The sequence below is a fragment of the Hydrococcus rivularis NIES-593 genome, from assembly GCF_001904635.1.
GTDB lineage: Bacteria > Cyanobacteriota > Cyanobacteriia > Cyanobacteriales > Microcystaceae > Hydrococcus > Hydrococcus rivularis.
Map to the genome: position 1 here is coordinate 157,082 of NZ_MRCB01000002.1, position 23,855 is coordinate 180,936.

25 protein-coding genes and 1 pseudogene are annotated in these 23,855 nt (G+C 43.8%); 17 read left to right on the top strand and 9 right to left on the bottom strand.

What is annotated here, in order from left to right; all coding sequences use genetic code 11:
* The first annotated feature begins 114 nt into the window (after positions 1-114).
* The 5 genes and pseudogenes from NIES593_RS03065 to NIES593_RS25090 all read left to right on the top strand — a co-directional run bounded on the left by NIES593_RS03065 (position 115) and on the right by NIES593_RS25090 (position 6,215).
* A pseudogene (locus NIES593_RS03065) lies at positions 115-1,386 on the top strand (PQQ-dependent sugar dehydrogenase).
* A gap of 118 nt (positions 1,387-1,504) precedes the next feature.
* The gene (locus NIES593_RS03070) at positions 1,505-2,770 is read left to right on the top strand and encodes a competence/damage-inducible protein A (protein ID WP_073598181.1); all 1,266 of its coding nucleotides are present in this window, start codon (positions 1,505-1,507) and stop codon (positions 2,768-2,770) included.
* A 201-nt stretch (positions 2,771-2,971) separates the two neighbouring features.
* The gene (locus tag NIES593_RS23895; RefSeq protein WP_175561018.1) at positions 2,972-3,121 is read left to right on the top strand and encodes a hypothetical protein; all 150 of its coding nucleotides are present in this window, start codon (positions 2,972-2,974) and stop codon (positions 3,119-3,121) included.
* Positions 3,122-3,129: 8 nt separating this feature from the next.
* Positions 3,130-3,627, top strand: a complete 498-nt coding sequence (gene aroQ / locus NIES593_RS03075; RefSeq protein WP_073598182.1) for a type II 3-dehydroquinate dehydratase — start codon at positions 3,130-3,132, stop codon at positions 3,625-3,627.
* A gap of 482 nt (positions 3,628-4,109) precedes the next feature.
* A complete protein-coding gene (locus NIES593_RS25090) occupies positions 4,110-6,215 on the top strand; it encodes a calcium-binding protein (RefSeq protein WP_073598183.1) in 2,106 nt (701 codons plus the stop codon).
* 188 nt (positions 6,216-6,403) lie between these two features.
* Here the strand turns inward: NIES593_RS25090 and NIES593_RS03085 are convergent, their stop codons facing one another.
* The gene (locus NIES593_RS03085; RefSeq protein ID WP_073598184.1) at positions 6,404-7,966 is read right to left on the bottom strand and encodes a phytoene desaturase family protein; all 1,563 of its coding nucleotides are present in this window, start codon (positions 7,964-7,966) and stop codon (positions 6,404-6,406) included.
* Between the two features lie 422 nt (positions 7,967-8,388).
* Here NIES593_RS03085 and speE point away from each other — a divergent pair, with 422 nt between their 5' ends.
* On the top strand, positions 8,389-9,297 hold the full coding sequence (gene speE, locus NIES593_RS03090; RefSeq protein ID WP_073598185.1) for a polyamine aminopropyltransferase: 909 nt from the start codon (positions 8,389-8,391) through the stop codon (positions 9,295-9,297).
* Positions 9,298-9,412: 115 nt separating this feature from the next.
* On the opposite strand, the gene NIES593_RS03095 is transcribed toward speE, so the two are convergent.
* A complete protein-coding gene (locus NIES593_RS03095; RefSeq protein WP_015144192.1) occupies positions 9,413-9,688 on the bottom strand; it encodes a GlsB/YeaQ/YmgE family stress response membrane protein in 276 nt (91 codons plus the stop codon).
* A gap of 310 nt (positions 9,689-9,998) precedes the next feature.
* Between NIES593_RS03095 and NIES593_RS03100 the strand changes: the two genes are divergently transcribed.
* On the top strand, positions 9,999-10,184 hold the full coding sequence (locus NIES593_RS03100) for an NblA/ycf18 family protein (protein WP_073598186.1): 186 nt from the start codon (positions 9,999-10,001) through the stop codon (positions 10,182-10,184).
* Between the two features lie 233 nt (positions 10,185-10,417).
* The gene (locus NIES593_RS03105; protein WP_073598187.1) at positions 10,418-10,846 is read left to right on the top strand and encodes a Na-translocating system protein MpsC family protein; all 429 of its coding nucleotides are present in this window, start codon (positions 10,418-10,420) and stop codon (positions 10,844-10,846) included.
* Positions 10,847-10,881: 35 nt separating this feature from the next.
* On the opposite strand, the gene NIES593_RS03110 is transcribed toward NIES593_RS03105, so the two are convergent.
* Positions 10,882-11,352 carry a response regulator gene (locus NIES593_RS03110; protein WP_073598188.1) on the bottom strand — a complete coding sequence of 157 codons (471 nt, stop codon included), beginning with the start codon at positions 11,350-11,352 and terminating at the stop codon, positions 10,882-10,884.
* A 258-nt stretch (positions 11,353-11,610) separates the two neighbouring features.
* Between NIES593_RS03110 and NIES593_RS03115 the strand changes: the two genes are divergently transcribed.
* Both NIES593_RS03115 and NIES593_RS03120 read left to right on the top strand, forming a co-directional pair.
* Complete coding sequence (locus NIES593_RS03115; RefSeq protein ID WP_073598189.1) at positions 11,611-11,838, top strand: hypothetical protein; 228 nt, start codon at positions 11,611-11,613, stop codon at positions 11,836-11,838.
* Positions 11,839-11,909: 71 nt separating this feature from the next.
* A complete protein-coding gene (locus tag NIES593_RS03120; RefSeq protein WP_073598190.1) occupies positions 11,910-12,626 on the top strand; it encodes a response regulator transcription factor in 717 nt (238 codons plus the stop codon).
* Here the strand turns inward: NIES593_RS03120 and hisH are convergent.
* Positions 12,607-13,245: an imidazole glycerol phosphate synthase subunit HisH gene (gene hisH, locus NIES593_RS03125; RefSeq protein WP_073598191.1), complete on the bottom strand. Its 639-nt coding sequence runs from the start codon at positions 13,243-13,245 to the stop codon at positions 12,607-12,609. The two genes, NIES593_RS03120 and hisH, sit on opposite strands and share 20 nt — an antisense overlap.
* A gap of 66 nt (positions 13,246-13,311) precedes the next feature.
* Here hisH and NIES593_RS03130 point away from each other — a divergent pair, with 66 nt between their 5' ends.
* From NIES593_RS03130 to NIES593_RS03140, 3 genes are all read left to right on the top strand, one after another.
* Positions 13,312-13,821: a pyroglutamyl-peptidase I family protein gene (locus NIES593_RS03130; RefSeq protein ID WP_073598192.1), complete on the top strand. Its 510-nt coding sequence runs from the start codon at positions 13,312-13,314 to the stop codon at positions 13,819-13,821.
* A 14-nt stretch (positions 13,822-13,835) separates the two neighbouring features.
* Positions 13,836-14,354, top strand: a complete 519-nt coding sequence (locus NIES593_RS03135; protein WP_073598193.1) for a YidH family protein — start codon at positions 13,836-13,838, stop codon at positions 14,352-14,354.
* Positions 14,355-14,418: 64 nt separating this feature from the next.
* Positions 14,419-15,408 carry a glycosyltransferase gene (locus NIES593_RS03140; protein ID WP_073598194.1) on the top strand — a complete coding sequence of 330 codons (990 nt, stop codon included), beginning with the start codon at positions 14,419-14,421 and terminating at the stop codon, positions 15,406-15,408.
* Here the strand turns inward: NIES593_RS03140 and NIES593_RS03145 are convergent.
* Complete coding sequence (locus NIES593_RS03145; protein ID WP_073598195.1) at positions 15,392-15,964, bottom strand: hypothetical protein; 573 nt, start codon at positions 15,962-15,964, stop codon at positions 15,392-15,394. The genes NIES593_RS03140 and NIES593_RS03145 overlap by 17 nt on opposite strands.
* 134 nt (positions 15,965-16,098) lie before the next feature.
* On the bottom strand, positions 16,099-16,299 hold the full coding sequence (locus NIES593_RS03150; protein ID WP_073598196.1) for a fimbrial protein: 201 nt from the start codon (positions 16,297-16,299) through the stop codon (positions 16,099-16,101).
* Positions 16,300-16,556: 257 nt separating this feature from the next.
* Here NIES593_RS03150 and NIES593_RS03155 point away from each other — a divergent pair, with 257 nt between their 5' ends.
* Positions 16,557-17,318, top strand: a complete 762-nt coding sequence (locus tag NIES593_RS03155) for a pentapeptide repeat-containing protein (RefSeq protein WP_073598197.1) — start codon at positions 16,557-16,559, stop codon at positions 17,316-17,318.
* Positions 17,319-17,369: 51 nt separating this feature from the next.
* Here NIES593_RS03155 and NIES593_RS03160 read toward each other — a convergent pair whose 3' ends face one another.
* A complete protein-coding gene (locus tag NIES593_RS03160) occupies positions 17,370-18,731 on the bottom strand; it encodes a TldD/PmbA family protein (protein WP_073598198.1) in 1,362 nt (453 codons plus the stop codon).
* Between the two features lie 151 nt (positions 18,732-18,882).
* On the opposite strand from NIES593_RS03160, the gene NIES593_RS03165 reads away from it, so the two are divergent.
* The 3 genes from NIES593_RS03165 to NIES593_RS03175 all read left to right on the top strand — a co-directional run bounded on the left by NIES593_RS03165 (position 18,883) and on the right by NIES593_RS03175 (position 22,752).
* On the top strand, positions 18,883-20,202 hold the full coding sequence (locus NIES593_RS03165) for an aminopeptidase P N-terminal domain-containing protein (protein ID WP_073598199.1): 1,320 nt from the start codon (positions 18,883-18,885) through the stop codon (positions 20,200-20,202).
* A gap of 227 nt (positions 20,203-20,429) precedes the next feature.
* A complete protein-coding gene (locus tag NIES593_RS03170) occupies positions 20,430-21,785 on the top strand; it encodes a glycosyltransferase family 4 protein (RefSeq protein ID WP_073598200.1) in 1,356 nt (451 codons plus the stop codon).
* Positions 21,786-21,867: 82 nt separating this feature from the next.
* The gene (locus NIES593_RS03175; protein WP_073598201.1) at positions 21,868-22,752 is read left to right on the top strand and encodes a 3'(2'),5'-bisphosphate nucleotidase CysQ family protein; all 885 of its coding nucleotides are present in this window, start codon (positions 21,868-21,870) and stop codon (positions 22,750-22,752) included.
* Positions 22,753-22,778: 26 nt separating this feature from the next.
* On the opposite strand, the gene NIES593_RS03180 is transcribed toward NIES593_RS03175, so the two are convergent.
* Both NIES593_RS03180 and NIES593_RS03185 read right to left on the bottom strand, forming a co-directional pair.
* Positions 22,779-23,300, bottom strand: a complete 522-nt coding sequence (locus NIES593_RS03180; RefSeq protein ID WP_073598202.1) for a phosphoribosyltransferase — start codon at positions 23,298-23,300, stop codon at positions 22,779-22,781.
* Positions 23,301-23,367: 67 nt separating this feature from the next.
* Positions 23,368-23,664: a hypothetical protein gene (locus tag NIES593_RS03185; RefSeq protein ID WP_073598203.1), complete on the bottom strand. Its 297-nt coding sequence runs from the start codon at positions 23,662-23,664 to the stop codon at positions 23,368-23,370.
* Positions 23,665-23,855: the final 191 nt, after the last annotated feature.

Consider the following 23,855-nt stretch of genomic DNA (forward strand, 5'->3'; position numbering starts at 1 on the left):
GTGGCTATGAGCGTTTCCCATACAGGTGGCTGTCAACGTGGCGAGCCATAAAACCTAATACCAATTTTCAGGTTTTCGCGATCGCGCGTCTAAATCCCATTTAGGAGGTTTGCGATGAAAGCAAAAATCGCTCGCTTAGAAAGCAGTATCAAACCTGGGTTTACGGTTGCGATCGCCCAAAGCCTCGTTTTGTTTGCGATCGCGGCATGTTCGTTGACGCAAACCTCACCCGATGCTGCTAGGGTTGACCAAACCGCAGGTTCCTCTACTCGACAAACATCGTCGCAGCCTTCAACTACTGGCACCAGCGAAGCGGTTCGTACTTTAGACGTTCGTCGAACCACAGTAGTCGAGGGATTAGAACGTCCCTGGAGTGTGGTCTGGTTGCCCGATGGCGCGATGCTAATTACCGAACGTCCAGGACGATTGCGGATTGTGCGCAATGGAGTACTCGATCCGAACTCAATTACTGGGATACCGGAAGTGTAGGCAATAGGTCAAGGCGGATTGATGGATGTGTCTATCCATCCTCGCTTTACAGAGAATCGCTTTGTTTATCTCACCTATTCTCACGGCACCGAAAATGCCAACCGTACCCGCGTTGCTCGTGCCACCTTTGACGGCAAGGCACTAACCAATTTGCGCGTCATTTTTGAGGTGTCTCAGTCCAAATCGGGCGGACAGCACTTCGGTTCGCGCATTCTTTGGCTGCCCGACCGTACGATGTTAGTGGCGATCGGCGATGGAGGCAATCCACCCATACAACTAGCGGGCGATTTAATCCGCAAGCAGGCACAGAATCTTCGCAGCGATTTGGGTAAGATTGTGCGTCTCAATGATGATGGCTCGATTCCGCAAGACAATCCTTTTGTCAATAACGCCAATGCTGAGCCTGCCGCGTGGAGCTACGGACATCGTAACATTCAGGGACTCTCCTTCGATCCGACAACGAAGCGGGTGTGGGCAACCGAACACGGATCGCAAGGCGGTGACGAACTGAATCTGATAGAAGCGGGCAAGAATTACGGCTGGCCCCTCGTCACCCACAGTCGCGAGTATACAGGGGGCGAGATTTCTAAGGAGCGATCGCGTCCGGGGATGGTAGATCCTAAAATGGTCTGGACTCCAGCAATCGCACCATCGGGATTGGCGTTCTACAGTGGCGATCGCATTCCTGATTGGAGAGGCGATCTATTCGCCGGGGGGCTAGTTTCGCAGGATGTGCGCCGCATCGATCTAGATGCAGATGGGAATGTGTTGAGTCAACAGTCGATTAACATCGGTCAGCGAGTGCGAGATGTGCGTCAAGGACCCGACGGGTTTTTATACGTCCTGACCGACGAGCAAATGGGTCAACTGATTCGCCTCGAACCGGCAACTGGATGATGAAATTCAACTGCCTGTTATGGCGCGATCGCGATGATTACGAGCATTCACTAATCCTAGCATCAAGAAATAGAGTTTTTAGCTTAATCTAATGGTATTGTCAAAGCTCTAGATAACTATGAGTGCAGAAATTATTTGTGTTGGAACCGAGCTGCTGCTAGGAGATATCCTCAATACTAACGCGCAGTTTTTAGCGCAGCAGCTAGCCAGTCTGGGCATCCCCCATTATTATCAAAGCACCGTTGGCGACAATCTAGAACGATTGCAGCAAGTTATCGAGATTGCTAGCAAACGCGCCTCTATTCTTATTTTTACGGGGGGATTGGGACCGACTCCCGACGACTTGACGACAGAAGCGATCGCAAATTTCTTTAATACGCCTTTAGTCGAACGACCGGAAATCATCGCAGATATCGCCCAAAAATTCGCTAGTATCGGGCGCAAAATGACTCCTAACAACCGCAAGCAAGCTTTACTCCCCGAAGGAGCAGAAGTCTTGCCCAACCCCAGCGGCACTGCACCGGGCATGATTTGGCAACCGCGTCCGGGATTGACAATTCTAACTTTTCCTGGCGTTCCTAGTGAACTGAAACGAATGTGGCAAGAAACGGCAGTTCCTTTCCTCAAAAGTCAGGGTTGGGGCAAAGAGATTATCTATAGCCGCATGATGAGGTTTAGAGGCATTGGTGAGTCAGCTTTGGCAGAAAAAGTCGCCCCTCTCCTCGATTTAACCAATCCCACCGTCGCACCTTACGCCTCGCTAGGAGAAGTAAGGCTGAGAGTTTCTACTAAGGCAAGTTCTCAGGCAGACGCGATCGCGTCGATCGAACCCGTTGCCCAACAAATACGCGATATTGCTGGACTAGATTATTATGGGTCTGACGATGATACGCTCGCCTCAGTCGTCGGACGATTGTTACGAGAGGTAGGAGAAACGGTAAGTGTCGCCGAATCCTGTACTGGAGGTGGATTGGGAGCGATGTTGACGACGGTTGCAGGCAGTTCCGACTACTTTGTGGGGGGCGTTATCGCTTACGACAATCGCGTCAAGATTTCATTACTGGGAGTCAATCGAGAGGATTTAGAACAATTTGGCGCTGTGAGTCATCCCGTAGCCAAACAGATGGCAGCGGGAGTTCAAAAGCAACTGGGGACGAATTGGGGATTGAGCATTACTGGCATTGCAGGTCCTGGCGGCGGCACTCAAACTAAGCCGGTGGGATTAGTTTATATTGGTATAGCAGCCCCCGATGGAACAGCGCAGAGTGTGGAATATCGTCTGGGGGCAATGCGCGATCGCGAATCCGTTCGCTCGATCGCAGCTGCTAATGCCTTGGATCTATTGCGGCGCAGGCTGTTAACGAGAAAGAACAAAAAATTGTAAATCTTTGTGCAAGCCGCACTCATTTTTAAAAGCTGTGTTAATCTTAATATAACTATAAAAAGTAAAAAACTAGGTTTGTCATTCTAAGAACTGGCAAGTCGAACCAATATAATTAACGTCGATAGCAAAAAACAGCCTAACAGCTCAAGGTCTGACAAGCTAAAAACAACAAGCCACTATATCAGAGGAGCCGTCTATTCGATGGACTATTTGGACAAAGTGTTGGAAAAGCTGAAAGAATGGGCGCGTAAGCTCATTGAAACCCTTCTCGGTCCCGAACCCGAACCCGAACCCGAACCAGAGCTGATTCCCATTCCAGTTAACGATCCTCAGCGTCGCCAACACAGATAATCCTCCTAGTGTCTTCCGATAGTTTGCATCAACTATGTATTTTGGTTCTCCATGGTCCTAATCTAAATCTATTAGGGCATAGAGAACCAAAATTTTATGGAACCGTCACCCTAGATGATATTAATCGTCTTTTGGTGGAAGAGGCGCAAGTATTAGGCGCTACAGTATCTTGCCTACAATCAAACCACGAAGGCGTTTTAGTTGACGAAATCCATCGCGCTTTAGGAAAGCACGAAGGCATTTTAATCAATGCAGGAGCTTATACTCATACGAGTATAGCTATTCGAGATGCCCTCTGTGCTGTTAAGATTCCTGCTGTTGAAGTTCATTTGAGCAATATTTATCAGCGCGAAGAGTTTCGCCATCATTCTTACATTGCGCCAGTAGCGATCGGTCAAATTAGTGGATTCGGAGCAGAAAGCTATCGTCTCGGACTGCAAGCTTTGATTCGCCACATCAGAAAATCAAAGGGCGAAGATCTGCCAAGCTTGAGTGGATATTTATAGCAGTTCTCTTTGGATGAGGTACATAACTTATAGTTTTAAGGCAGAAGTTAGAAGTTATACCATTTTTCATTCATTAATGATAGTCGATTGCCCTCACCCCCAACCCCTCTCCCAATTTGGGAGAGGGGAGAAGAATGTCGATCGTGAAAACCTGAAAATTGGTATTAGACTGTACCTTACTTAGAAAGAGAAAAGCTGTATCTAAATCATGGGATGAGACAATCTCTCCTGAATCCTTTTGTGCCATTGCATCTAGCTTTCAACACGTTTTCCGGTCTAATTTTTGCCTAATTAATATTAATAATATTTACTATTTGCGCAATCCGTATAACTACCGATCTTCAATTTTACCTAATCAGTATAACTACATATCATCGAGAATGAATTGAAGATAAATAATTTAATTATTCTCGAAAATCTACGGATGATAGTTAACTGAAATATGAATTATCCTCAGAGTGTTCTTCTGTTGCATCCCTTCCATGCTCGCTCAATCTCAATCTTTGCAGAATAACACTCAATCGACAGAACCTACGAAATCTACAAATAATCTTCAAAATCCTGCGGTTTCTACGAAGTCTTCTAGCTCAAATATTTTACTCGTTACTAATACTAACGATAGTGGAGCTGGATCTCTCAGACAAGCCATTCAAGATGCTAAGTCAGGAAATATTATTGAATTCTCTGCTAGTTTAGCCGATCGCACGATTTTCCTGAAAAGTCAACTTTCAATTCCTGCTGGCAAAAATTTAACTATAGATGGCGGCGATGCTCGTAATTTAACGATTAATGGAAATAATCAAACTCGCCTATTTTATTTAAACTCTACCTCTGCTACGCCGACTAACTTAACTCTCAAAAATCTAGCGCTGGTCAATGGTTATACTAGCGATCGCGGCGGTGCAATTAGTACTACTCATCAAGGCAATTTAACCGTAGAGAAAGTTATTTTTAAAAATAATGTTGCCAACAAAGGAGGAGGAGCAATTTTTAGTGCTTATGAAGGCAATTTAACAGTGACGGAGAGTTACTTTGAAAGCAATAAAGCAATCGCTAGTAATGATGAAAGAGGAGCAGGGGCAATTGCTTTTTGGGGACCCAATAACCTAACCGTTACCAATAGCGATTTTATTAACAACCAAGGCATTAACGGAGGTGCTATTAACAGTTTGAATGGCAAATTAACTATTAAAGATAGTCAATTTATCAATAATAAAACAACAGCAGCCTATTACGATGTAGGCAAAAAAAATCCATTTTTAAGAGGATATGGCGGAGCAATTTTTGCAGATAGAGCTAGTTCTGCCGATAGTAAGACTGGTGGCGAAATTAATATTGCCAATAGTATCTTTGAAAATAATCAAGGCAAAGGAGAAGGCGGTGCAGCCTATCTTTATACAGGTGCTTTAGATCGCGTCAAGATTACTAAAAGCCTCTTTGAAAATAATCAAATCTCAGCCCTAGCTAATGGTGGAAATGCAGGGAATGGTGGTGGGGTCGTGGTGATGAGTAATAGTGTCAATCGCGGACTGACAATTACTGACAGCAGTTTTGTTGGCAATAAAGCTGCCAATCAGGGGGGTGGATTGTGGATGATGAATGCCCCTACAACAATTAGCAATACTACTTTTTCTGGCAATCGGGCCGAATCCCTCGAAAAAAGCGGTAATGGTGGGGCGATGGCATTGTACGGACAGACAGATATTGTAAATAGCACCATTGCTCGCAATTATGCTGGATGGGTAGGCGGTGGGGTGTCGGCAGATAAGTCGCCTGTCACTGTCAAAAATACGATTTTTTATGAAAACACCGCCTCTAACGGTACGAATAATTGGAGGATTCAACAGCATACCAATCGGGAACTAACCGACAATGGAAATAATCTTCAATATCCTCCCAAACAAACGAATAATTTCAACGATTACAATGCCACCGCGAAAATTACCATTGCCGATCCCCAATTAGGTTCTGTGCAAGAAATGAATGGGTTATTAGTTCATCCCCTATTGCCTGGAAGTATGGCGATCGATCGCGCAACCAATAGCGGTGCGCCCGCTACCGATCAAATTGGTACGCCTCGTCCTATCGATGGGGATGGAAATAAGACCGCTATTGCCGATATCGGTGCTTATGAATTTCCTAGCGGTAAAACTTTTACAGGTACTTCTGGTGCAGATACTCTAAGTGGCGGTAGCGGTAACGACGTGCTTGCAGGCGGTTCGGGGAATGACGCATTAATAGGCGGTATCGGCAACGATACTCTCACTGGCGGTGTCGGTGCAGACAGCTTTAGGTTTTCATCTCTCCACGAACGGAGCGATCGCATTACCGATTTTATCCCTGCTGACGATACGATTTTCGTTTCTGCTGCTGGTTTTGGCGGTGGATTAAAGGCAGGTAGTTCGCTGGCAGCATCTCAGTTCGTTTTGGGGGAGATAGCAACAGACGAGGGCGATCGCTTTATGTACGATAAATCTAATGGTGCATTGTTCTACGATCGCGATGGTACGGGGGCTGCGACGCAAGTTCTAATTGCAACCCTCAGCAGTTTACCCGATTTAACTAATGCCGATATCGTCATCGCCTAGAAAAGCTTGCAAAATTTTTCATTCATTAATGACACAGATAGTCGATCGCCCTCACCCCCCAACCCCTCTCCCAATTTGGGAGAGGGGAGAAGAATGTGTATCATGACTAATGAAAATTGGTATTAGTTATTTCTTATGAATGTACGATCGCTCTCACATTAGTTTTAAGTAAGAGCGATCGTCTAATCTCATCTGGTTCCAACTAAAGGTTTAGGTGCTTCGATTGGTTTTCGGATCGATCGCCCCGATATCAACTCTACCACATCCATTCCATTGCTAATCACGCCCGGAACGCTAGGATAGCCAGCACTTGCGCCGACTAAGAAGAGATTTGGCAATTCGGTTCTATATCCTAAACGGTTTAAGCCAACTTGTTTGGGAATGAGGTTCGCACCGTAAATATTGCCCTGCGGTTGTCCCAAATAGAACTCAGTAGTCGTAGGCGTGCCATAGAGTTTCATGCGGGTGTGAGCATTCACATCGGGAATCAAATCCTGCACGCTGACCATCGTCTGCTTATAAACTTCCCGTTTCTTAGCTTTGTATGCCTTGGGATCGGTTTTGTGCAAATGTTCAAAAGGTTCGTAGGAACAAATGGTGACGATCTCCAGAACGTGATGCCCCTCTGGTGCCATTCCGGGTTCGCTGGATTTCATAGTCGGACAGGACAAGAAAATCCAGGGATGACTGAGGTCGCCCTCTAGCTGACGCTGGTAAGCCTCGTTTAAGTTGCTATTTGGATAGTACCAGACATTCCAGTTCCCGATACCATAGCGTTGCGGGTCAAAACTGCTGTCTAATCCCAGGTAAATGTTGAATGCACTGGCTGAATATTGGTAACTGGTCAGACGTTGATACTCCTGTACGCTCAAGGCATCCCTGTCATGCATTAGCTGAACCGTCAATTTAGGGTCTAGATCGCTGATATAGGCTTTGCTTGCCCGATAAGTTTCGCCACCCGCCGTCACGCTTTGAACGAGACGATTTTCTACTTGGATATGTTCTACGGGGGTTGAAAGCTTGACAACGCCGCCTCCAGCAACAATCGCTTCCACAATCGTGTCAACAAAGTGCTTAAAGTGATGTTGGGGATAGTAAGCCCCTTCGGAATAGTCCCAAACCAGCGAGGTATGAGTAATTAATGCAATGTCTTTGGGGGGCAATCCATAGTCGCCACTCTGTCCTGCTAATATGGCTTGCAGTTTGGGCGACAGTCCGACGCGATCGTAGAGATCTTGCAACGTCCAATGACTCTTGAGGAAGAGATTCCAGTATTTTGGCAGCTTTAACCAATCCGTCCACTTGCGATCGAACCAGCGAACTTCCTGTTGCAAGTCGTGCATTTCTTGATGGAGGTGCTTGATTTCATCGCAGTAGCGATTGATGGCAACTGTTTCTTCTGGAAACGTGGCTAGCAAACGATCGCGTAGGTTTTCCCAACCTAGAGGAATCTTAAACTCGGTTTCCGGTGTAATGACGCGATCGATGCAGTCCGGATCGAGACTGCTAAAAGGAACATCGCGATCGATGTAGTTAAGAAATTGAGAAATCGTCTGACCGGAACCGCATTGCGAAATGTAGTGTACGTCCGCACAAAAGCTATACTCGCCATAGTCGAAAGTGTGACAACACCCACCTGGCAGATAATGCTTTTCTAGAACTACAACCCGCTGTCCCTGTCGAGTCAGGCAAGCTGCTGCCGAAAGTCCGCCTAATCCCGCGCCCAGAATGACATAATCAAAGGTTTCCATCTCAGATTTCCTCCATCTGCACGTCCATACAAGAATCTGGTAATTGAGAACTCTGCTGTGAAGGTTATAAAAGATCGATCGGACAATAGTAGAGAGTAAAGATTGAGTCTGAATCGTTAGATGATCGACAATTGGATATTGACTGATGTGAATTAATTAAGTCGAAGCGATCGAGATTTTTTGGCTTATATAATTTAGCTTATCAAGTAACAAAACCTATATTTAATTAAATTTAATTAAGTTGAACAATCTTTGTATTTCTCAACCTAAAGTTACCTTCTCTAAGCGAGTAAATTCCTGCTTGAGGGGGAAATAATCCAAAAGACACTTTTTTCAAGCGATCGCTTTTACTCCCATAAAGTCTTGAGCCGATCGCTCTGACATCGTATACTTATCCCCTGAAACTCTATAGGCAGCTTAAGATGACTAATTCCGATCGACCTGCTTCTGAGCTGGCATCTTCCCAATTCAATCCGTCTGAATGGGTGATAGATGGTAATGAAAGTATTGCACTATCGATTCATATTAAGGGCGATCGCCTTTTTAAAGAAGACTCCCCCTACCAAACGGTAGAGGTATTCGATACTTACGGGAATGGAAAAATGCTGACCATCGATCGCATGGTCATGTGTACCGAAGCAGATGAAGCATCCTATCATGAGATGATCGCCCACGTACCAATGCAAACTCATCCCAGCGTTAAGGACGTGCTGGTCATTGGTGCCGGCGACGGGGGGACGATTCGCGAACTGGTTCGCTACCCGGGGATCGAACGGGTGACAATGGTAGAAATCGATGAAGCTGTCGTACGAGCTTCCAAACAATTTTTACCGACAATTTCGTCTGCGTTCAACCATCCCAAATTAAATTTATTAATTGACGACGGGATTAAATTTGTCAAAGAAGCTGCTGATGCTTCCTACGACTTGGTTATAATCGACTCTTCAGATCCGGTAGGACCATCGGAAGGACTCTTTACAAAGTCGTTTTATGAGGATGTCTATCGCTGTTTGCGTACTGGTGGGGTGGTAACGGTACAGAGTGAGTCGCCATCCTATAATCCCAAAGCATTTATCGAACTCAATCAATGTCTCAAGCAAGTTTTTGGCAGCGATCGCGTACATTGTTATTTAGTATTTATTCCTATGTATCCAACGGGAATGTGGAGTTTGACCTACTGTTCCAAGCAGGGACCGCATCCAATCGAAAATTTTGATTACAACAAAGCCACACAATTCGCTAAAGAACACGACCTGCACTACTACAATGCAGATGTCCACAAAGCGGCATTTTGCCTACCAACTTATGTTCAGAAAATGATAAATGGGTAATACAGAAAAAAGCAGAGTGAAACTCTGCTTTAATTTATCTTAGATACTAAAGCTCTCTTATGTCTTTCTGAAGCCATTTTTTCTCCCATAAGCGCTCGATGTAAGTTCGAGTAGTCTATGCAGCGCGGCGCGTAATCAATCCCCAAATGAAAATCAGCAATATAGCTCCAAGAACGGCAAAAATAATGCCGCCAATCGATAAAGTTCCTGTTGCGGCAGCGGCAGCGCCAGGACTTCCCAATAAAACTTGACCTAAATAGCCACCGACTAGAGCGCCCAAAATCCCTAACACGATAGTGGCTATAATTCCGCCGCCTTGATGTCCAGGGTAGATTAGTTTTGCCAGTGCTCCAGCAATCAGACCTAAAACTAACCAGGCAATAATATTCATCTTTTTTCTCCTTGAACCGAGTTATTATCTCTGGATTAACATTTTTAAACTTACCGAAATTGCTGAGTTCTTTTCTTCTATCAAATTGGATAAAAAAAAAAGAAATCTATCTGTCTCTAGAGGGACAGATTATCCCAAAAGTATAGAATGTCGTGTTGAGCGTAGCGATCGCGAAGTAAAAATTTGAATTATATCTTCTGACAGAAGCTACCCTATCAACAAGACTTTATTTTGGAGATAGCAATAAATTTTTATTGTCATCAACTAAAGGTTTTTCCAAGAGCTTGCTCGTTAAATGAGAGGTGTAAAGATGAGTTCCGAGCCACTCGAACTAAATTTAGAACTGACTTTAGAGCAACAATTTCAAATGAGACTTATGGAACAATCTACACAGGGAATGAGCCGCGAACAAGCAATTTCACTGTTACTTGAAACAGCCCGATTGTTGATGATGAAAGATAATGCGATTAGATCGTTAGTCAAGCAGATTGTTTAATTAATCGCTTTACCAGCGATCGCCTAAATCATCCTCTTTAAAATCTTAGCATCTATCTACAGAATGATTGAGCTTTGAGCTAGATTTTAACTATATCTCTATCGGACTGGTGACGATTAAAGCGATGACAAGCAGAATGCCATAAAAAGAAATTACACTGCCTTTGATAACTTAGAGGATCTGTCTTTTCTCTGACTTGTGATTGCAGTCTAAATCAATCAAAAAGTACGCCAATGACAACAACTAATCCAACTCGCGGACAACTGGAAAGAGCGCTCAGCCAGCGCATTCAATCTTTCTATCGCAACCAACTCGGACATCAACCGACTAAGGTAACCTCTCAGCTATTCGAGCAGAAATTAGTCATCATTATCGAAGACTCCGTGACTCCTGCCGAGCAGCTTTTAGCTCAAGAAGGTCAAGAAGAATTGGCACAACAGATCCGCTCCACTTTAGATGAGGTCACTCAACCTCAAATAAAAGAGTTGCTCGAAGAGGTTATGAAGGTTGAAGTTATTGACTTGCTTAGCGACGCTACGCTAGAAACGAGTCGCACGGGAATAATTGCTGTCCTTGCTGCTAACCCGCAAGTTCGCAACCCAGAGACGATTCCTGGAGTGAGATCGAGAAGACCGTCTGCCAGGAGCAATGATGTTGCATAAGAAAGAGGCTTAGTCATCAAAAGGCGGAGGATCTGCTACTCCGGAAGCAAACACATCTGCTCTTCTGCCTCGGCAGCAACTGTCCTCGCAGGAAGTCGATCGAGATAGCGACTGAGAATTGCTTCTAGATCCTCAAACAGATAAGGTTTGCTTAGATATGCCTCACAACCGACATTGAGGATTTTCTCTCGTTCTCTCGGCGAAGCTAATTGCGTGACTGCGATGAGGGGAATGCGAGCGGTCAAACCGTTATTTTTAAGAATACGAACTAGCTCGAAGCCGTCTAACTTTGGTAAAACCATTTCCAGAACGATCAGATCGGGTTGGTTTTCTCTGGCTAAAGAGAGAGCTTCTCTGCTACTTGTCGCTCTCAATAAGGTGCAGTTAAACTGCTCGACTACGTACTTAACTAGCAACAGGTTATCTTCATCCCCATCTACAGCAAGAACCAAAGGCGTTTTTTGAACACTTGCTTCAAAAAGATCTACAAAGCCGTTTAAATCCATCTTCTGTCCCCTCAAAAAAATTCAACGAGTCGGACGAAGCATACTCTGAGTGGCTTAACACATGGCACTTAAGCTAGAGCTGGTTCGTATCCCTATTTCCAAGTCAATAAGCCTTACCAGTTTGCTCTGTTGATGGGGGGAGACTTCGCCTTTTAATAGCGGAGTCTCCTTCCACTTCGTGAAGAAAAGGCAATTTGAGTTGGAGATGAAACACTTTTTGTTACACTAATTCTAGAAAAATTTAAGATTTTGTCAATCATGGAAAAACTCATCCGCTTGGATGAGTCTGACTCGATAAGTCTTCTCCTTCGGTGGCGATCGCTCACCCAATGCATCGGTGCAATTCAATTTTTTTTCGATCGCGATCGCTGCTTTTTAGATAGAGAGGCAATTAAACACGAGGGCGTGTTTTTCATTAACTGGTTTGCTCTGGAGTTAAATCCAACACGCCCGCTGCAAATCTTAACACAATGCTCGCTTCATTAACGAGTCACAGGCGAGTTAATGAAGGGGAATTGTTTACGAAATGGAAAACATATTCTGGGCAGAAAATAGATATGCGAATTCTTTTAGTCGATGACGAGGCGGAACTGACCGATCCTCTCACTCAAGTGCTATCCCGCGAAGGCTACGAAGTAGATGTAGCCGATAACGGGATAGCGGGGATGGAGTTGGCGCTGCAAAAAGAATACGATCTGATCGTTCTCGACTGGATGTTGCCCTACAAATCGGGGATAGAGATTTGTCGAGAATTGCGATCGCGCACAAAAACAACGCCAATCCTGTTTCTCACTGCCAAAGATACGGTTGACGATCGCGTGATCGGGTTAGACGTAGGCGCAGATGACTATCTCGTCAAACCCTTTGAGTTGCGGGAATTGCTAGCGCGAGTCCGTGCCTTGTTGCGCCGTTCGTCTGCCTTCGATGCGAGTGTAACCGAAACCGAAGCGCGAATCAAAGTTGCCGATCTCGAACTCGATAGCGAAAATCAGGTTGCTTACCGTCAGGGACGGGCAATTCATCTTTCAGAAAAAGAAATTAAGCTGCTGTATTTTTTTATGTGTCACCCCGGTCAATTATTGACCCACGAGCAAATTTATCAGTACTTGTGGATGGAGAAAGAACAACCTAATAGCAATGTTTTAGCGGCACTCATTCGCTTGCTGCGCCGCAAAATTGAGGCAGATGGAGAATCGCCTTTGATTCATACGATTTATGGCAAAGGCTATCGTTTCGGAGAACCAAGCCAGGAAATTATGCGATCGCGTAGTTAGGCGTTACTTGTGCGACAAAATTAGACAGGATTTTCAGCCCGTTATCTGAAGATTTTTCTGGGTGAAACTGCACTGCTACTAGATTATCGCGAGCGATCGCAGCCGTAACCGTTTGAGAACCATGGGTTACCATTGCCGCACGTACGTCGGGATCGATGGGATCGACGTAATAAGAATGGACGAAATAGACGTAGGGATTTTCAGGTAAACCTTGCCAGACGGGATGGTTGGGTTGGGTTAATTGCAAGCGATTCCAACCCATGTGGGGAATGGTCAATCCGGGTTCGGAACGAAAGCGGCGCACCATGCCCCCAACAATGCCCAAACCGGGTTCCGTCCCTTCCTCCGAACCGTCGAAGAGGATTTGTAGTCCCAAACAAATTCCCAAAAATGGCTTTCCGCTAGCGATCGCAGCTTTAATCGGTTCTTCCAGATGGCGCGATCGCAAATGTTGCACTGCCGGATCGAATGCCCCTACTCCGGGTAATACTAAAGCATCTGCTCGTTCGATATCTTGAGGGGAATCGGTAACTTTGGGAGTCGCCCCTGCTTTTTCTAAGCCTTTGCAAGCCGAGTGCAGGTTTCCCATGTCGTAGTCAATTACAGCAATTAGTGCCATTGAAAATTTTGGAGCCTAAATTGGAAAATATCCTCGTCTTCATCCATCCTATTCCAAGTTGCTGCGATGGCAAAAAAAATCCTACTGACTTCCTTTCAAACTTGGCTTCCCCATCATGTTTCTAATTCCTCTGACGATTTATTGGCACAGATTCAAGCAGAGGAATTTCTTGTCGCTTCTCTAACTTTTTTAAGGCAATTACCCGTCGATATTGCCCTCGCCAGTCAAAAAGCGATCGCGACGATTCAAACCCTACAACCGGATACCGTCATTTGTTGCGGAATGGCGGAGTCCCGCGATCGGCTTACCATTGAATCTAATGCTAGTTGGAGCCAGGAACAGATTTACACTTCCGTTAACCTAGAGCAATTAATTGCCAAATTATCCCATACAAAAATCAGCCACGAGGCAGGTAAATTTGTTTGCGAAGGATTGTACTATCAAGTTTTAAGGTATCTCAAACAGTTTCGCCCTCAAAGTCACTGTCTTTTCGTTCATGTTCCCGTCCTCACCGATATGAATTTGCCTGAAATTTTGGCAGATTTTCGCTTAATTCTCGAAGAGATGGGGGCTTGAATTCTAGAGTTTCAATGAGTCAAAATTCTAAAATCGATCGCCAAAGAGAACATCAAGCCAACGAACGCACATTTCTAGCATGGCTGCGTACTTCGATCTCGCTAATTGGATTCGGGTTTGCTATTGCCCGATTTGGCATCTTCTTGCGCCAACTCAACCTCGCCGTAACTCGCCAGCAAGCGCCAACTCGTTCGCTATTTAGTTCGGAAGTTTTAGGAGTCAGCTTAGTTGTCTTGGGAATTGTGACGATCGCTTGGGCAGCTTGGCGTTATAATCAGGTTTTTTGGCAAATCGAACGCGGTGACTACCGAAGCGATCGCTTTATGGTCTGGGTTATAACCGTAATAGTGATGCTTTTGGGAATATTGAGCCTTCCCTTACTGCTTTGGCGCGATCGCCAGACGCAACCGACTACACCTGACTCGGATCGATTGCAGTTGCAAAACTCGCGATCGCTTCTCAAACGATATCGTTCGAGAAAATCTATAATTTTGCAGACCAAGCTTGGTAAATTTGATTGCTGGACTCTATAACTATGACTTAAAATTAAGAGCTTCATCATAATTCCGCAAGCGATTCGAGTCTAGGAGATAGGTAATGAGAAAGCTTTACTTCTTAGTTCCCGGAACTGGCGGCAAATTTGCCTGCGGCGGTCTTTGGGCAGAATTAAAAACGCTCAATCTGGCGAAACGAATTTGCGATGCTGAAACAGTTACTTATCGTCAAAGGGAAAAAGATACCCTTTTTCTTGACGATTTGTTGAAAGAGAACAATTTAGATGATGTCATATTCGTGATTAGTTGGGGATTTGACGTTGCCAAACTCGCTGCCAAGTTAAAAAACTGTAATGTGGTCTATCATGCCCACAGTGCGGGTTATCGATTTACCCTGCCTTCTGCCATTCCAATTATTACTGTTAGTCGAAATACTTTGGGATATTGGGGACAGAAATCTCCTCATTCTCCGATCTATTATTTACCCAATCAAATCTCCGATGAATTTAGAAATTTAAATCGCGATCGCGATATCGATGTTTTGGTGCAAACTCGAAAATCTTCTGAGTATTTACTTAATGAATTAGTTCCTGCATTGCAGAAGCAATGTAACGTCCGAATTATTGATTCTTATGTAGAAGATTTACCCGGATTATTTAATCGAGCTAAAGTTTATCTTTACGACTCTGCTGAATATTGGGCGCTACAAGGAGTCAGCGAAGGATTTGGCTTACAACCGCTAGAAGCGCTTGCCTGTGGTTGTCAGGTTTTCTCTAGCGTCAACGGCGGACTGTCTGATTATTTAGACCCTGGTTTTAATTGCTATAAAATTGCCGGATATTCAAAAGAATACGATTGCGATCGCATCTTAAAAGTTATTAATTGTCCGGTTTTGCCTGCTTTATCTGAAGAGGTTCTTGCTGAGTATCGAACTGAAAATATTCTTAAGCGTTTAACGATAATTTTGCAGAAAATTAATGAGTTTTTCGATTATAAAAATTATTGTTATTCTCAAATTAAAAATCTGACAACAATGCGAATTTTAAAATTGAAGACACAAAGAATATTAGCAAAAATTAGAAAGAAGATTTAGCTAATTCAATCCAATTTTGAATTCCTTTTTTAGTCGGCTGTCTCGTCGGAGTAAATGTCCAGATATCTCGTTTATGTTGCGAGCCATAACTAATGTGAATTGGTCTATCTCGATCATAAAAATATAGAGAATCAAAAGGTAACTTTTGAGATAAAATCCAGTCAACTAAGGAATCGCTAGGAAACTCTGCGATCGCAAAATCGCAAGCAGCCCCTAATCGCTTACAGTAATAATTTCCCAGACGATTTTTCTCGTGACTCATATGTTGATCTCTAGTCGGATCTATGCGACCGTTTTTGATTCCCGTTACTGGGTCTTTTTTCTCTAAAAAACTTCTGAGATCGGGCGAACAAAATCCGTAAGTTAATTGAAATCGATCCCGTCCAAAATAATCGATGACTGGATCGATAATAAATTGATTGAGATCTTTTATAGCAGCAATGGTTTCTGAATTTTTAGGAAAAGGATCGATATTTGCTGCATATTTTTTGTAAGTATTAGTACAAGTACAAAACTCTTCTAAAGTTAAATATTTCCCAATTTTAGTTGCTCCCATCAGCGAGTTTTTAGAAAATAATGGAATTGAGCATATCAGTAATCAGTAATTAGTGAAGGGCACAAATGAATGCAAGCCCCGCTCCTGGATTGATAGGGATTAACTGATAACTGATAATTGATTACTGAACACTGTTAATCGCAGCGTTTATCTGACTCATCCAACGCTTCTACTGGTTTAACCACGACCTTTCCATCTTCAACAACCGTACAATTCTCAGTTTTATTTTTATAAGGAGTGGCTGGAGCGTCGTCAGATCGATTTACCTTAGAAATATCTTGCTCTCGTTGTTGGTTGAGAACAACAACGCAAGGAGCAGCATTAGGAGATGACATTTGAAATATCCCAAACTCTACAGTAATTGTAATCGTTACAAGATTTCTCGCCGTAAGAATTACTATATCTATTATCTCACGAGAATCTTTACCAAAGAAATAATCGAATCAATGGTTTAGTTAAAGTCTCTACCAAAAGGTAGACGCAAAAGTAGAGGAATATTTTTTTAGGATAGAATAGCTAGAAAAACCTACGTTTGTAGCTTTTACATAAAAGTAGGCGTAGGCGGGAATATCAAAACCGAGCGAATTGTTAAATGGCTAATGTAGAGCATCTTTCTCGAATTCAGCAGGATGCAAAAAGATGGCTGGAATGGAGCAATAATAACCAAAAGATTTCTCTCGATCCTGAAACAGCGGCTCGTTTAAATGGAGCTAAGCTATATGAAATCGAACTAACAAGCGATCGCTTCAGTGAAGATAATCTTCAAAATGCCGAACTGAGCAATGCTAATTTAGTAGGAGTTAATCTAAGCGGAGTCGATCTCAGCGATGCTAATTTGATCGCCGCCGATTTGAGCGAAGCCAATTTGAGCAGTGCCGATTTGAGTCATGCCAATCTGATTGGAACTGTATTGAAAAAAGCCAATCTAAGGAAAGCCGATCTCAGCGCTGCCAAACTCATCAGAAGCAATCTCAGCGAAGCCAACTTGGTAGAGGCAAACTTGAACGAAGCCGATCTCAGTCAATCTAATCTATACGAAGCTGAAGCGATTGGGGCGTGTCTCTACCGAGCAACTTTATATAAAGCTAAACTCGTTGAAGCTCACTTAAGCAAAGTTTACCTCGTTGGTGCCGATTTGAGGGAAGCTCATCTCTATCGCACCGATCTGCGGTATGCTCACCTCAATAAAGCGAATCTAGGCGGCGCTCATTTGCTAGAAGCTAACTTAAGCGGGGCTAATCTTCGGAAAGCAAATCTACGAGGTGCTAATCTGCAAGGAGCCGATCTCAGATGTGCTAATCTTTGCCAAGCCGATCTAAGAGGTGCTAATCTTCAAGGAGCGTTATTCGATTAAGCGTTTTGAAAAGCGAGCGATCAAGACGATCGCACTACAAAATATACTACATCAAACGCTATCGGTCACGCTACTGAAATTAAACGCCTTCACCTTGACTCCAGGAACGACCGTATTATCAAACCGCTGCACGCTGCTGATGGCTTCGATATCTCTGAGCATGTCGGGCAAACATTGATTAAAGCGAAGATTTTTGATGGGGTAAGCAATTTGACCGTTTTCAATCCAAAACGTCCCGTCTCGCGTCATTCCCGTCACTTCCAGGGTGCGAGGATTGACGTAGCGAACGTACCAAGAACGACTGACGAGAATTCCTCTTTCGGTTTGGGAAATCAAATCGGAAAGACTTTGCTCGGAACCTGTCATGACGATAGGCGACATACTCCCTGTGGGCTGCTTTCCTTTTTCCTGCGCCCAGTAACGATTGTAAGCGAGGGTTTGAGGAATTCCGTCTTTGACGATTTCTAGATAGCCATTGCTCAAGCCATCGTCAAAGAATGTCCCGGATTGTAGTAATGGATGGGCGGGATGGCGCTGTACTTGCACTAGAGGGCTAAACATCGCTTCGCCGACGCGATTGCCGATAGGATGTCCCGCTTCGTCGGTACGAGACATAAAAGAACGTCCTTCATCGGCTGCCCTTGCATCCAAATTCCAAATGACCCAGGGAAGTAAGCCGGAAAAAGCCGCCGCATCGAAGACGACGGGGTAAACTCCTGGTTGAATTTCGCGAGGATTGCACGAAGCGATCGCTCTTTGGATGACTTGTTCGGTTATGTCTTCTATGGGCAACTGCGCGATCGCAAAAGCTGTTCGATTGCCCCAACTCGAACCGTTATTCAGACGCGCCGTGACGCTGAAATCTGCCTCAGTCGTGCGATTATAGGCTCGCAATCCCAATGAATTACCGATCGCTCGTACCGAAGCCTCTGTACTAAGCGTTCCAGAACCGTTTGCCTTCGCTTGGCGGCAGAGGGAGCAGACTTGTTTGACGATTTCTCCCCTCTCCAGAGGAGAAAGGTTTGCCGTCTCCAGATCGAAAGCAGGAGAACGCTTTTCGTAGGTTTGGGGTTCTAGTAAAGGCACCCATTCCGGATCTTCTGGCGCAATGCGAGCGAGATCTTGAGAACGCCGAATCGTTTGTGCGATCGCGTCTGAACTGAGTTCTGTTGTAGATGCAGAGGCACTGCGCTGGCCAAAATAGCTAGTTACAGTGAGACTGAAGCGATTTTTGCCGATATTCTGGCTAATTTGATTTTCTGAGAAGCGGCTGAGGGAAGATTCGCTGGAACTGAGACTGACGAAGACTTCTTCTGCCTCGGATTGTTTGATGACCGATTCAATTAAGGAAATAGCTTCATCTTCGCTCAAAAGTGTAGGAACACTGGCAGTTTCGGATTGAAGAATAGACATCGGTTCTGGGATTGAGAGGATAATTTATCCCTTATCGTAGCAAGGGCAATTCGTTTTCATCAGATTGGCGATCGCGACTTCTCTGTCGGTCAGTAAGATTAAGATAGATCAATCAACTGTTAATACTTCTACACAAAATAACAATCAAAACATGGGCATCGATCGCAGCGAATACCGTCAGCGTCGGGAACGATTCATGGAGAAGATAGGCAGTGGGACAGCAATCTTTCGCAGTGCCCCCACCGCCGTGATGCACAACGATGTAGAATACATCTATCGCCAGGATAGCGATTTCTTTTATCTGACTGGGTTTAACGAACCAGATGCAGTAGCAGTCATTGCCCCACACCATCCAGAACACCGCTTTATTCTCTTCGTACAGCCCAAAGATCCAGCCCTAGAAACCTGGACGGGCTATCGTTATGGGATAGAGGGGGCAAAAGCGATCTTCGGCGCAGATGAAGCGTATTCGATTGCCGAACTCGATGAAAAATTACCTCAGTATTTAGAAAAAGCCGACCGGATCTATTATCACCTGGGACGCGATCGTGCTTTTAATGAAAAAATTCTCTCCCACTGGCAGAGATTGATTGCTACTTATCCCAAACGGGGAATGGGACCAGTTGCGATCGAAGATACCAATCTCATCTTACATCCCATGCGGCAAATCAAGAGTCCTGCCGAATTGGAAATGCTGCGCAAAGCGACGGCCATTTCTGCCGCCGCACACAATCGTGCCAGAGAATTTGCCAAAATCGGGCATTACGAATATCAGATCCAGGCAGAAATCGAACATACTTTCCGACTCGAAGGAGGGATTGGTCCGGCTTATCCTTCTATCGTTGCATCGGGGGCTAATGCCTGCATTTTGCACTACATTGAGAATAATCGCCAACTGCAAGACAACGATTTGTTGCTCATCGATGCTGGATGTTCTTACGGTTATTACAACGGAGACATTACCCGCACTTTCCCCGTTAACGGGAAATTTACCTCAGAACAAAGAACTTTGTACGAAATTGTCCTAGAGGCACAATTAAAAGCCATTGAAGCCGTTCAACCCGGAAAACCCTACAACGACTTCCACGATACAGCAGTGCGCGTCCTGGTAGAAGGATTGATGGATTTGGGACTGCTGGTAGGAGACGTTGAAGAAATTATCAAAGAGGAAAAATATAAGCCATTTTACATGCACCGTACCGGACATTGGCTGGGGTTGGACGTACATGATGTAGGCTTGTACAAGTGTGGGGAAGAAACTTGGCAAATCCTACAACCCGGTCATGTATTAACGGTAGAACCGGGACTTTATATTGCTCCAGATATCAAACCCGCAGAAGGCCAACCAGAAGTTCCCGAAAAATGGCGAGGAATTGGCATTCGCATCGAAGATGATGTTTTAGTCACCGCTGATGGACGGGAGGTTCTGACGGCCGCCGTACCTAAAGCAATCGATGAGATTGAAAAATAGTATCTTTTAGATCGCGTATTGGATTTAGCAGACTCATTATTATTAGCTGGATTCGTGCGCGATCGCTTTTTGTTTTTGCTTTTATAATTTTCATTTATTAATATTTTTTATAAAATAAAGCTTGCTTATAAACAATTCGAGTCTATAGGGAGCAGATTATTATTATAGGGAGCCAATTCTGTCGCGATCGCTACTTTTAAAACTAGAGCAAGAAAATTTAAACAATAATGAGCAACAATCCGCTACGTGTTTTATTAATTATCGAACAATGTAATCCAGAGCGCCCGTCGGTTCCTTTAGTAGGATATAATTTTTATAAAGAAATTGCTAAATTATTTGATGTCACGCTAGTTACTCACGAACGAAATAAAATAGCTCTTCAAAAAAGACTAAGCCACGAAAAAGTCATTTATATCTCGGAGAGTAACTGTAGCAAACGATATTATCAATTAGTAGCAAGATTGACAACATTTCAAGGCAGAAAAAACTGGCCTTTATATAATGCCTTGTGCTATCCCATTTATGAAGAATTTAATCGCCAAGTTTATCGGGAACTCAAACAATCAATCCTGAAAGGAGATTACGATATAGTCCACGCCATTACTCCGATGATGCCTAGATATCCCGTGAAAGTTGTTAAACTGTGTCAGGAAACTCCTTTTATTCTAGGACCAGTCAATGGAGGCGTTCCTTTTCCTCCAGGATTTAAAGCAGTAGCTAGACAGGAATTTGCCTACTTTAATTTTTTAAGAGGAATTGGTCGATCGCTAATTCCAGATTATGCAGAAACTTATCAGAAAGCCGATCGAATTTTGGCAGGTTCGACTTATACTTTTAAGCTTATAAAAAAACTATTTAATCTCCCAGAACGTCGGCTTCAATTGTTTTATGAAAATGGGGTATCAAAAGATTTCTTAATCGAAAAGAAATCAAAAATACAACGTAAAAACTTCATCAATTTATTATTTGTTGGCAGATTAGTTCCGTATAAGGGAGCCGATATACTTCTGGATGCTGTGAGTTGTCTAGAAACAACAATTAAAGAAAAAGTTCGAGTGACTTTTGTGGGAGATGGTTCGGAGAGAAGCGTCTTAGAGAATAAAGTACGAAAAAGACGGTTAACTCATCTTGTAGATTTTGTCGGTTGGCTCGACCAGGAAGATACTCTAAAATACTATAGGCAAGCAGATATTTTTTGTTTTCCTTCTATCCGAGAATTTGGCGGAGCTGTTATATTAGAAGCTATGGCTTGCGGTCTTCCTTGTATTGTGGCTAATAACGGTGGAATTGGCGAATATGTAACTGAAAAAACAGGGTTTAAGATAGAACCAATTTCTAGAGAGTATTTGACTCAGGAATTAGCTGAAAAAATCATCTTATTGGTTAAAGATGAAAGCTTAAGGCAGCAAATGTCTGCTAATGCGATTGAAAGAGCGCGAGAGTTTGAGTGGGGAGAAAAAGCGAAAAAAATTGCGAAAATTTATTATGAAACGGTCGAGAAAAAGAAAGAAATCTCTGGCGATCGCGATTTTATCCAAAAAGATTCAAAAAATTACTCAATAACCCGATTATTACTTTTCTAGAAACAGAGCTATTAACCATTGCAAGCGATCGGCATTCCCTTTTTCGCCTAGAATATTCCACAGACTAAATAAATAAGATCGGATGGTGACTTTGGATACTGATTGGACAGTCAATCTAGAAAAAATTGCAGCGATCGCCCGTTCCGTGGGTTGGGGTGCTGCCGATATTTTGCGTTCATACTACCATAGCCAAAAAAATCCAGAAAATCTGGAGCTAGAAGGAACTAAGAAAGATGGTCCCGTAACAGCAGCAGATCTTGCCACCAATCACTACATTTTAGAAAAACTCCAAGCGAGTTTTGGAGTGCAAAACTTTGGCTATCTAAGCGAAGAAACCCATCAAGGAACCGATCCCGTTCCCTTCCCTTGGGTATGGATTATCGATCCGCTTGATGGCACCAGGGACTTTATCGACAAAACTGGAGAATATGCCATTCACATTGCCCTAACTTATCAAGGTCGTCCCGTCGTGGCAATAGTAGCAGTACCCGAAGCAGAAAAACTATATTTTGCTATTAAAGATAAGGGAACTTGTGTAGAAACCCTTCAAGGTGAAGTTGCGCCAATACGAGTCTCAGAACGCAATAATATCGAAGATTTATCCCTGGTTGTCAGTCGTACCCACAGAGACGAGCGCTTTCAAAAACTGATCGATCGCCTTCCCATCAAAGGACGCAACTATGTCGGCAGCGTCGGCTGTAAAATTGCCACTATCCTAGAACAGCACTCAGATATTTACATCTCCCTCTCTGGCAAATCTGCACCCAAAGACTGGGATTTTGCGGCCCCAGAACTCATTCTCACGGAAGCTGGCGGAAAATTTACCCACTTTAATGGCGATCCCCTCACCTACAACAAGGGAGACGTGAGGCAATGGGGAGGGTTATTGGCAAGCAATGGACTTTGCCACGAAATGCTCTGCCAGAAAGCAATAGAACTCTTAGAACAGATAGATGCAGAAGGCTAATAGGTGATAGAAATTATAACTAACTACTAACTGAGGAGTTGTTCGTGACGCGAAGCGAGTTCGGCAGGTGTTATCAGTTCATATTCTTCAAAGGGCTGGTGAATCCAGGGATTATCTGGTAAATAATCCACATAATAATCTGGCGCGATCGCAGAATGCGCTTTGTACCAGATAACAGCCGTGCGAATCTGTTCGATCTCGCTTCCATAGCGTTCTTCTAGCCAGCGAATCGCTTCTTTGAGGCTAATCCCAGAATCAACTAAATCGTCTACCAGCAGCACTCGACTCCCTAATGTTTCTGTTGTCATCGATAAGTGCTTTGAGAAAACAATTTTTCCTCGAATTCGATTGTCCTTGCCGCCGTAAGACGAAGACGAGAGAATTGCCAGAGGCTTTTTGTATATGCGGCAAAGGATATCTCCGACGCGCAATCCTCCTTTTGCCAAACAGACAATTTGATTGAAATTCCAGCCAGAACGATAGATTTTGACGGCTAAGGTTTCAATATTTCGATGATACTCTTCCCAAGAAACGTATAAATTTGACATCTTCCAAGTCAACTCGCATTTCTTAGAAAGTAGTTCTTGTTTGCTTAATTAGTCAACTTTCTTTAATTCAACTCGCTTGTTGAGCTAGCGAGAAGCGAGCGAGTTCAAATTCGCTATACTCACCGACAACTTTTTCTACTAACTGACAGACAATTGCGTAGAGTTCGGATGGTTTGGTGTGGCTGGTAATATCAGCTTTGGCAACGTAGCCAAAGAAAGAAGTAGGAATTCTGTCTGTGATACTGAAGCTTTCACCGCCATAGTAGTGAAGACAGATTTCTGAAGAAGCGGTTTTTAGTCTTTTTTGAATTTTAGATAGGGTTACAAATACTTTAATTTTCAAGTCGAGCGTATCAATTGGCATTCTCATTTCCAGTAATTACTAGCAATTTCTTTATTTTTATTTAATTATTCTACTTTTTTACTTTTAATAATTCATGGGAGTTATTACCGAAGTTACAACTGCGCCTTTCGCTCGCTTAAGGAGAACTGCTTAAGGGAAACTACTGTTTTCATCCAACTGATGCCACAAACGAAGAGATAATATTATTTGCA

Excerpts from the sequence above, each read along its gene's own strand:
- NIES593_RS03070 (WP_073598181.1), top strand. The coding sequence starts at position 1,505 with ATGAGTGCAGAAATTATTTGTGTTGGAACCGAGCTGCTGCTAGGAGAT.
- NIES593_RS23895 (WP_175561018.1), top strand. The coding sequence starts at position 2,972 with ATGGACTATTTGGACAAAGTGTTGGAAAAGCTGAAAGAATGGGCGCGT.
- NIES593_RS25090 (WP_073598183.1), top strand. The coding sequence starts at position 4,110 with ATGCTCGCTCAATCTCAATCTTTGCAGAATAACACTCAATCGACAGAA.
- NIES593_RS03085 (WP_073598184.1), bottom strand. The coding sequence starts at position 7,966 with ATGGAAACCTTTGATTATGTCATTCTGGGCGCGGGATTAGGCGGACTT.
- speE (WP_073598185.1), top strand. The coding sequence starts at position 8,389 with ATGACTAATTCCGATCGACCTGCTTCTGAGCTGGCATCTTCCCAATTC.
- NIES593_RS03095 (WP_015144192.1), bottom strand. The coding sequence starts at position 9,688 with ATGAATATTATTGCCTGGTTAGTTTTAGGTCTGATTGCTGGAGCACTG.
- NIES593_RS03100 (WP_073598186.1), top strand. The coding sequence starts at position 9,999 with ATGAGTTCCGAGCCACTCGAACTAAATTTAGAACTGACTTTAGAGCAA.
- NIES593_RS03105 (WP_073598187.1), top strand. The coding sequence starts at position 10,418 with ATGACAACAACTAATCCAACTCGCGGACAACTGGAAAGAGCGCTCAGC.
- NIES593_RS03110 (WP_073598188.1), bottom strand. The coding sequence starts at position 11,352 with ATGGATTTAAACGGCTTTGTAGATCTTTTTGAAGCAAGTGTTCAAAAA.
- NIES593_RS03115 (WP_073598189.1), top strand. The coding sequence starts at position 11,611 with ATGGAAAAACTCATCCGCTTGGATGAGTCTGACTCGATAAGTCTTCTC.
- NIES593_RS03120 (WP_073598190.1), top strand. The coding sequence starts at position 11,910 with ATGCGAATTCTTTTAGTCGATGACGAGGCGGAACTGACCGATCCTCTC.
- hisH (WP_073598191.1), bottom strand. The coding sequence starts at position 13,245 with ATGGCACTAATTGCTGTAATTGACTACGACATGGGAAACCTGCACTCG.
- NIES593_RS03130 (WP_073598192.1), top strand. The coding sequence starts at position 13,312 with ATGGCAAAAAAAATCCTACTGACTTCCTTTCAAACTTGGCTTCCCCAT.
- NIES593_RS03135 (WP_073598193.1), top strand. The coding sequence starts at position 13,836 with ATGAGTCAAAATTCTAAAATCGATCGCCAAAGAGAACATCAAGCCAAC.
- NIES593_RS03140 (WP_073598194.1), top strand. The coding sequence starts at position 14,419 with ATGAGAAAGCTTTACTTCTTAGTTCCCGGAACTGGCGGCAAATTTGCC.
- NIES593_RS03145 (WP_073598195.1), bottom strand. The coding sequence starts at position 15,964 with ATGGGAGCAACTAAAATTGGGAAATATTTAACTTTAGAAGAGTTTTGT.
- NIES593_RS03150 (WP_073598196.1), bottom strand. The coding sequence starts at position 16,299 with ATGTCATCTCCTAATGCTGCTCCTTGCGTTGTTGTTCTCAACCAACAA.
- NIES593_RS03155 (WP_073598197.1), top strand. The coding sequence starts at position 16,557 with ATGGCTAATGTAGAGCATCTTTCTCGAATTCAGCAGGATGCAAAAAGA.
- NIES593_RS03160 (WP_073598198.1), bottom strand. The coding sequence starts at position 18,731 with ATGTCTATTCTTCAATCCGAAACTGCCAGTGTTCCTACACTTTTGAGC.
- NIES593_RS03165 (WP_073598199.1), top strand. The coding sequence starts at position 18,883 with ATGGGCATCGATCGCAGCGAATACCGTCAGCGTCGGGAACGATTCATG.
- NIES593_RS03170 (WP_073598200.1), top strand. The coding sequence starts at position 20,430 with ATGAGCAACAATCCGCTACGTGTTTTATTAATTATCGAACAATGTAAT.
- NIES593_RS03175 (WP_073598201.1), top strand. The coding sequence starts at position 21,868 with ATGGTGACTTTGGATACTGATTGGACAGTCAATCTAGAAAAAATTGCA.
- NIES593_RS03180 (WP_073598202.1), bottom strand. The coding sequence starts at position 23,300 with ATGTCAAATTTATACGTTTCTTGGGAAGAGTATCATCGAAATATTGAA.
- NIES593_RS03185 (WP_073598203.1), bottom strand. The coding sequence starts at position 23,664 with ATGCCAATTGATACGCTCGACTTGAAAATTAAAGTATTTGTAACCCTA.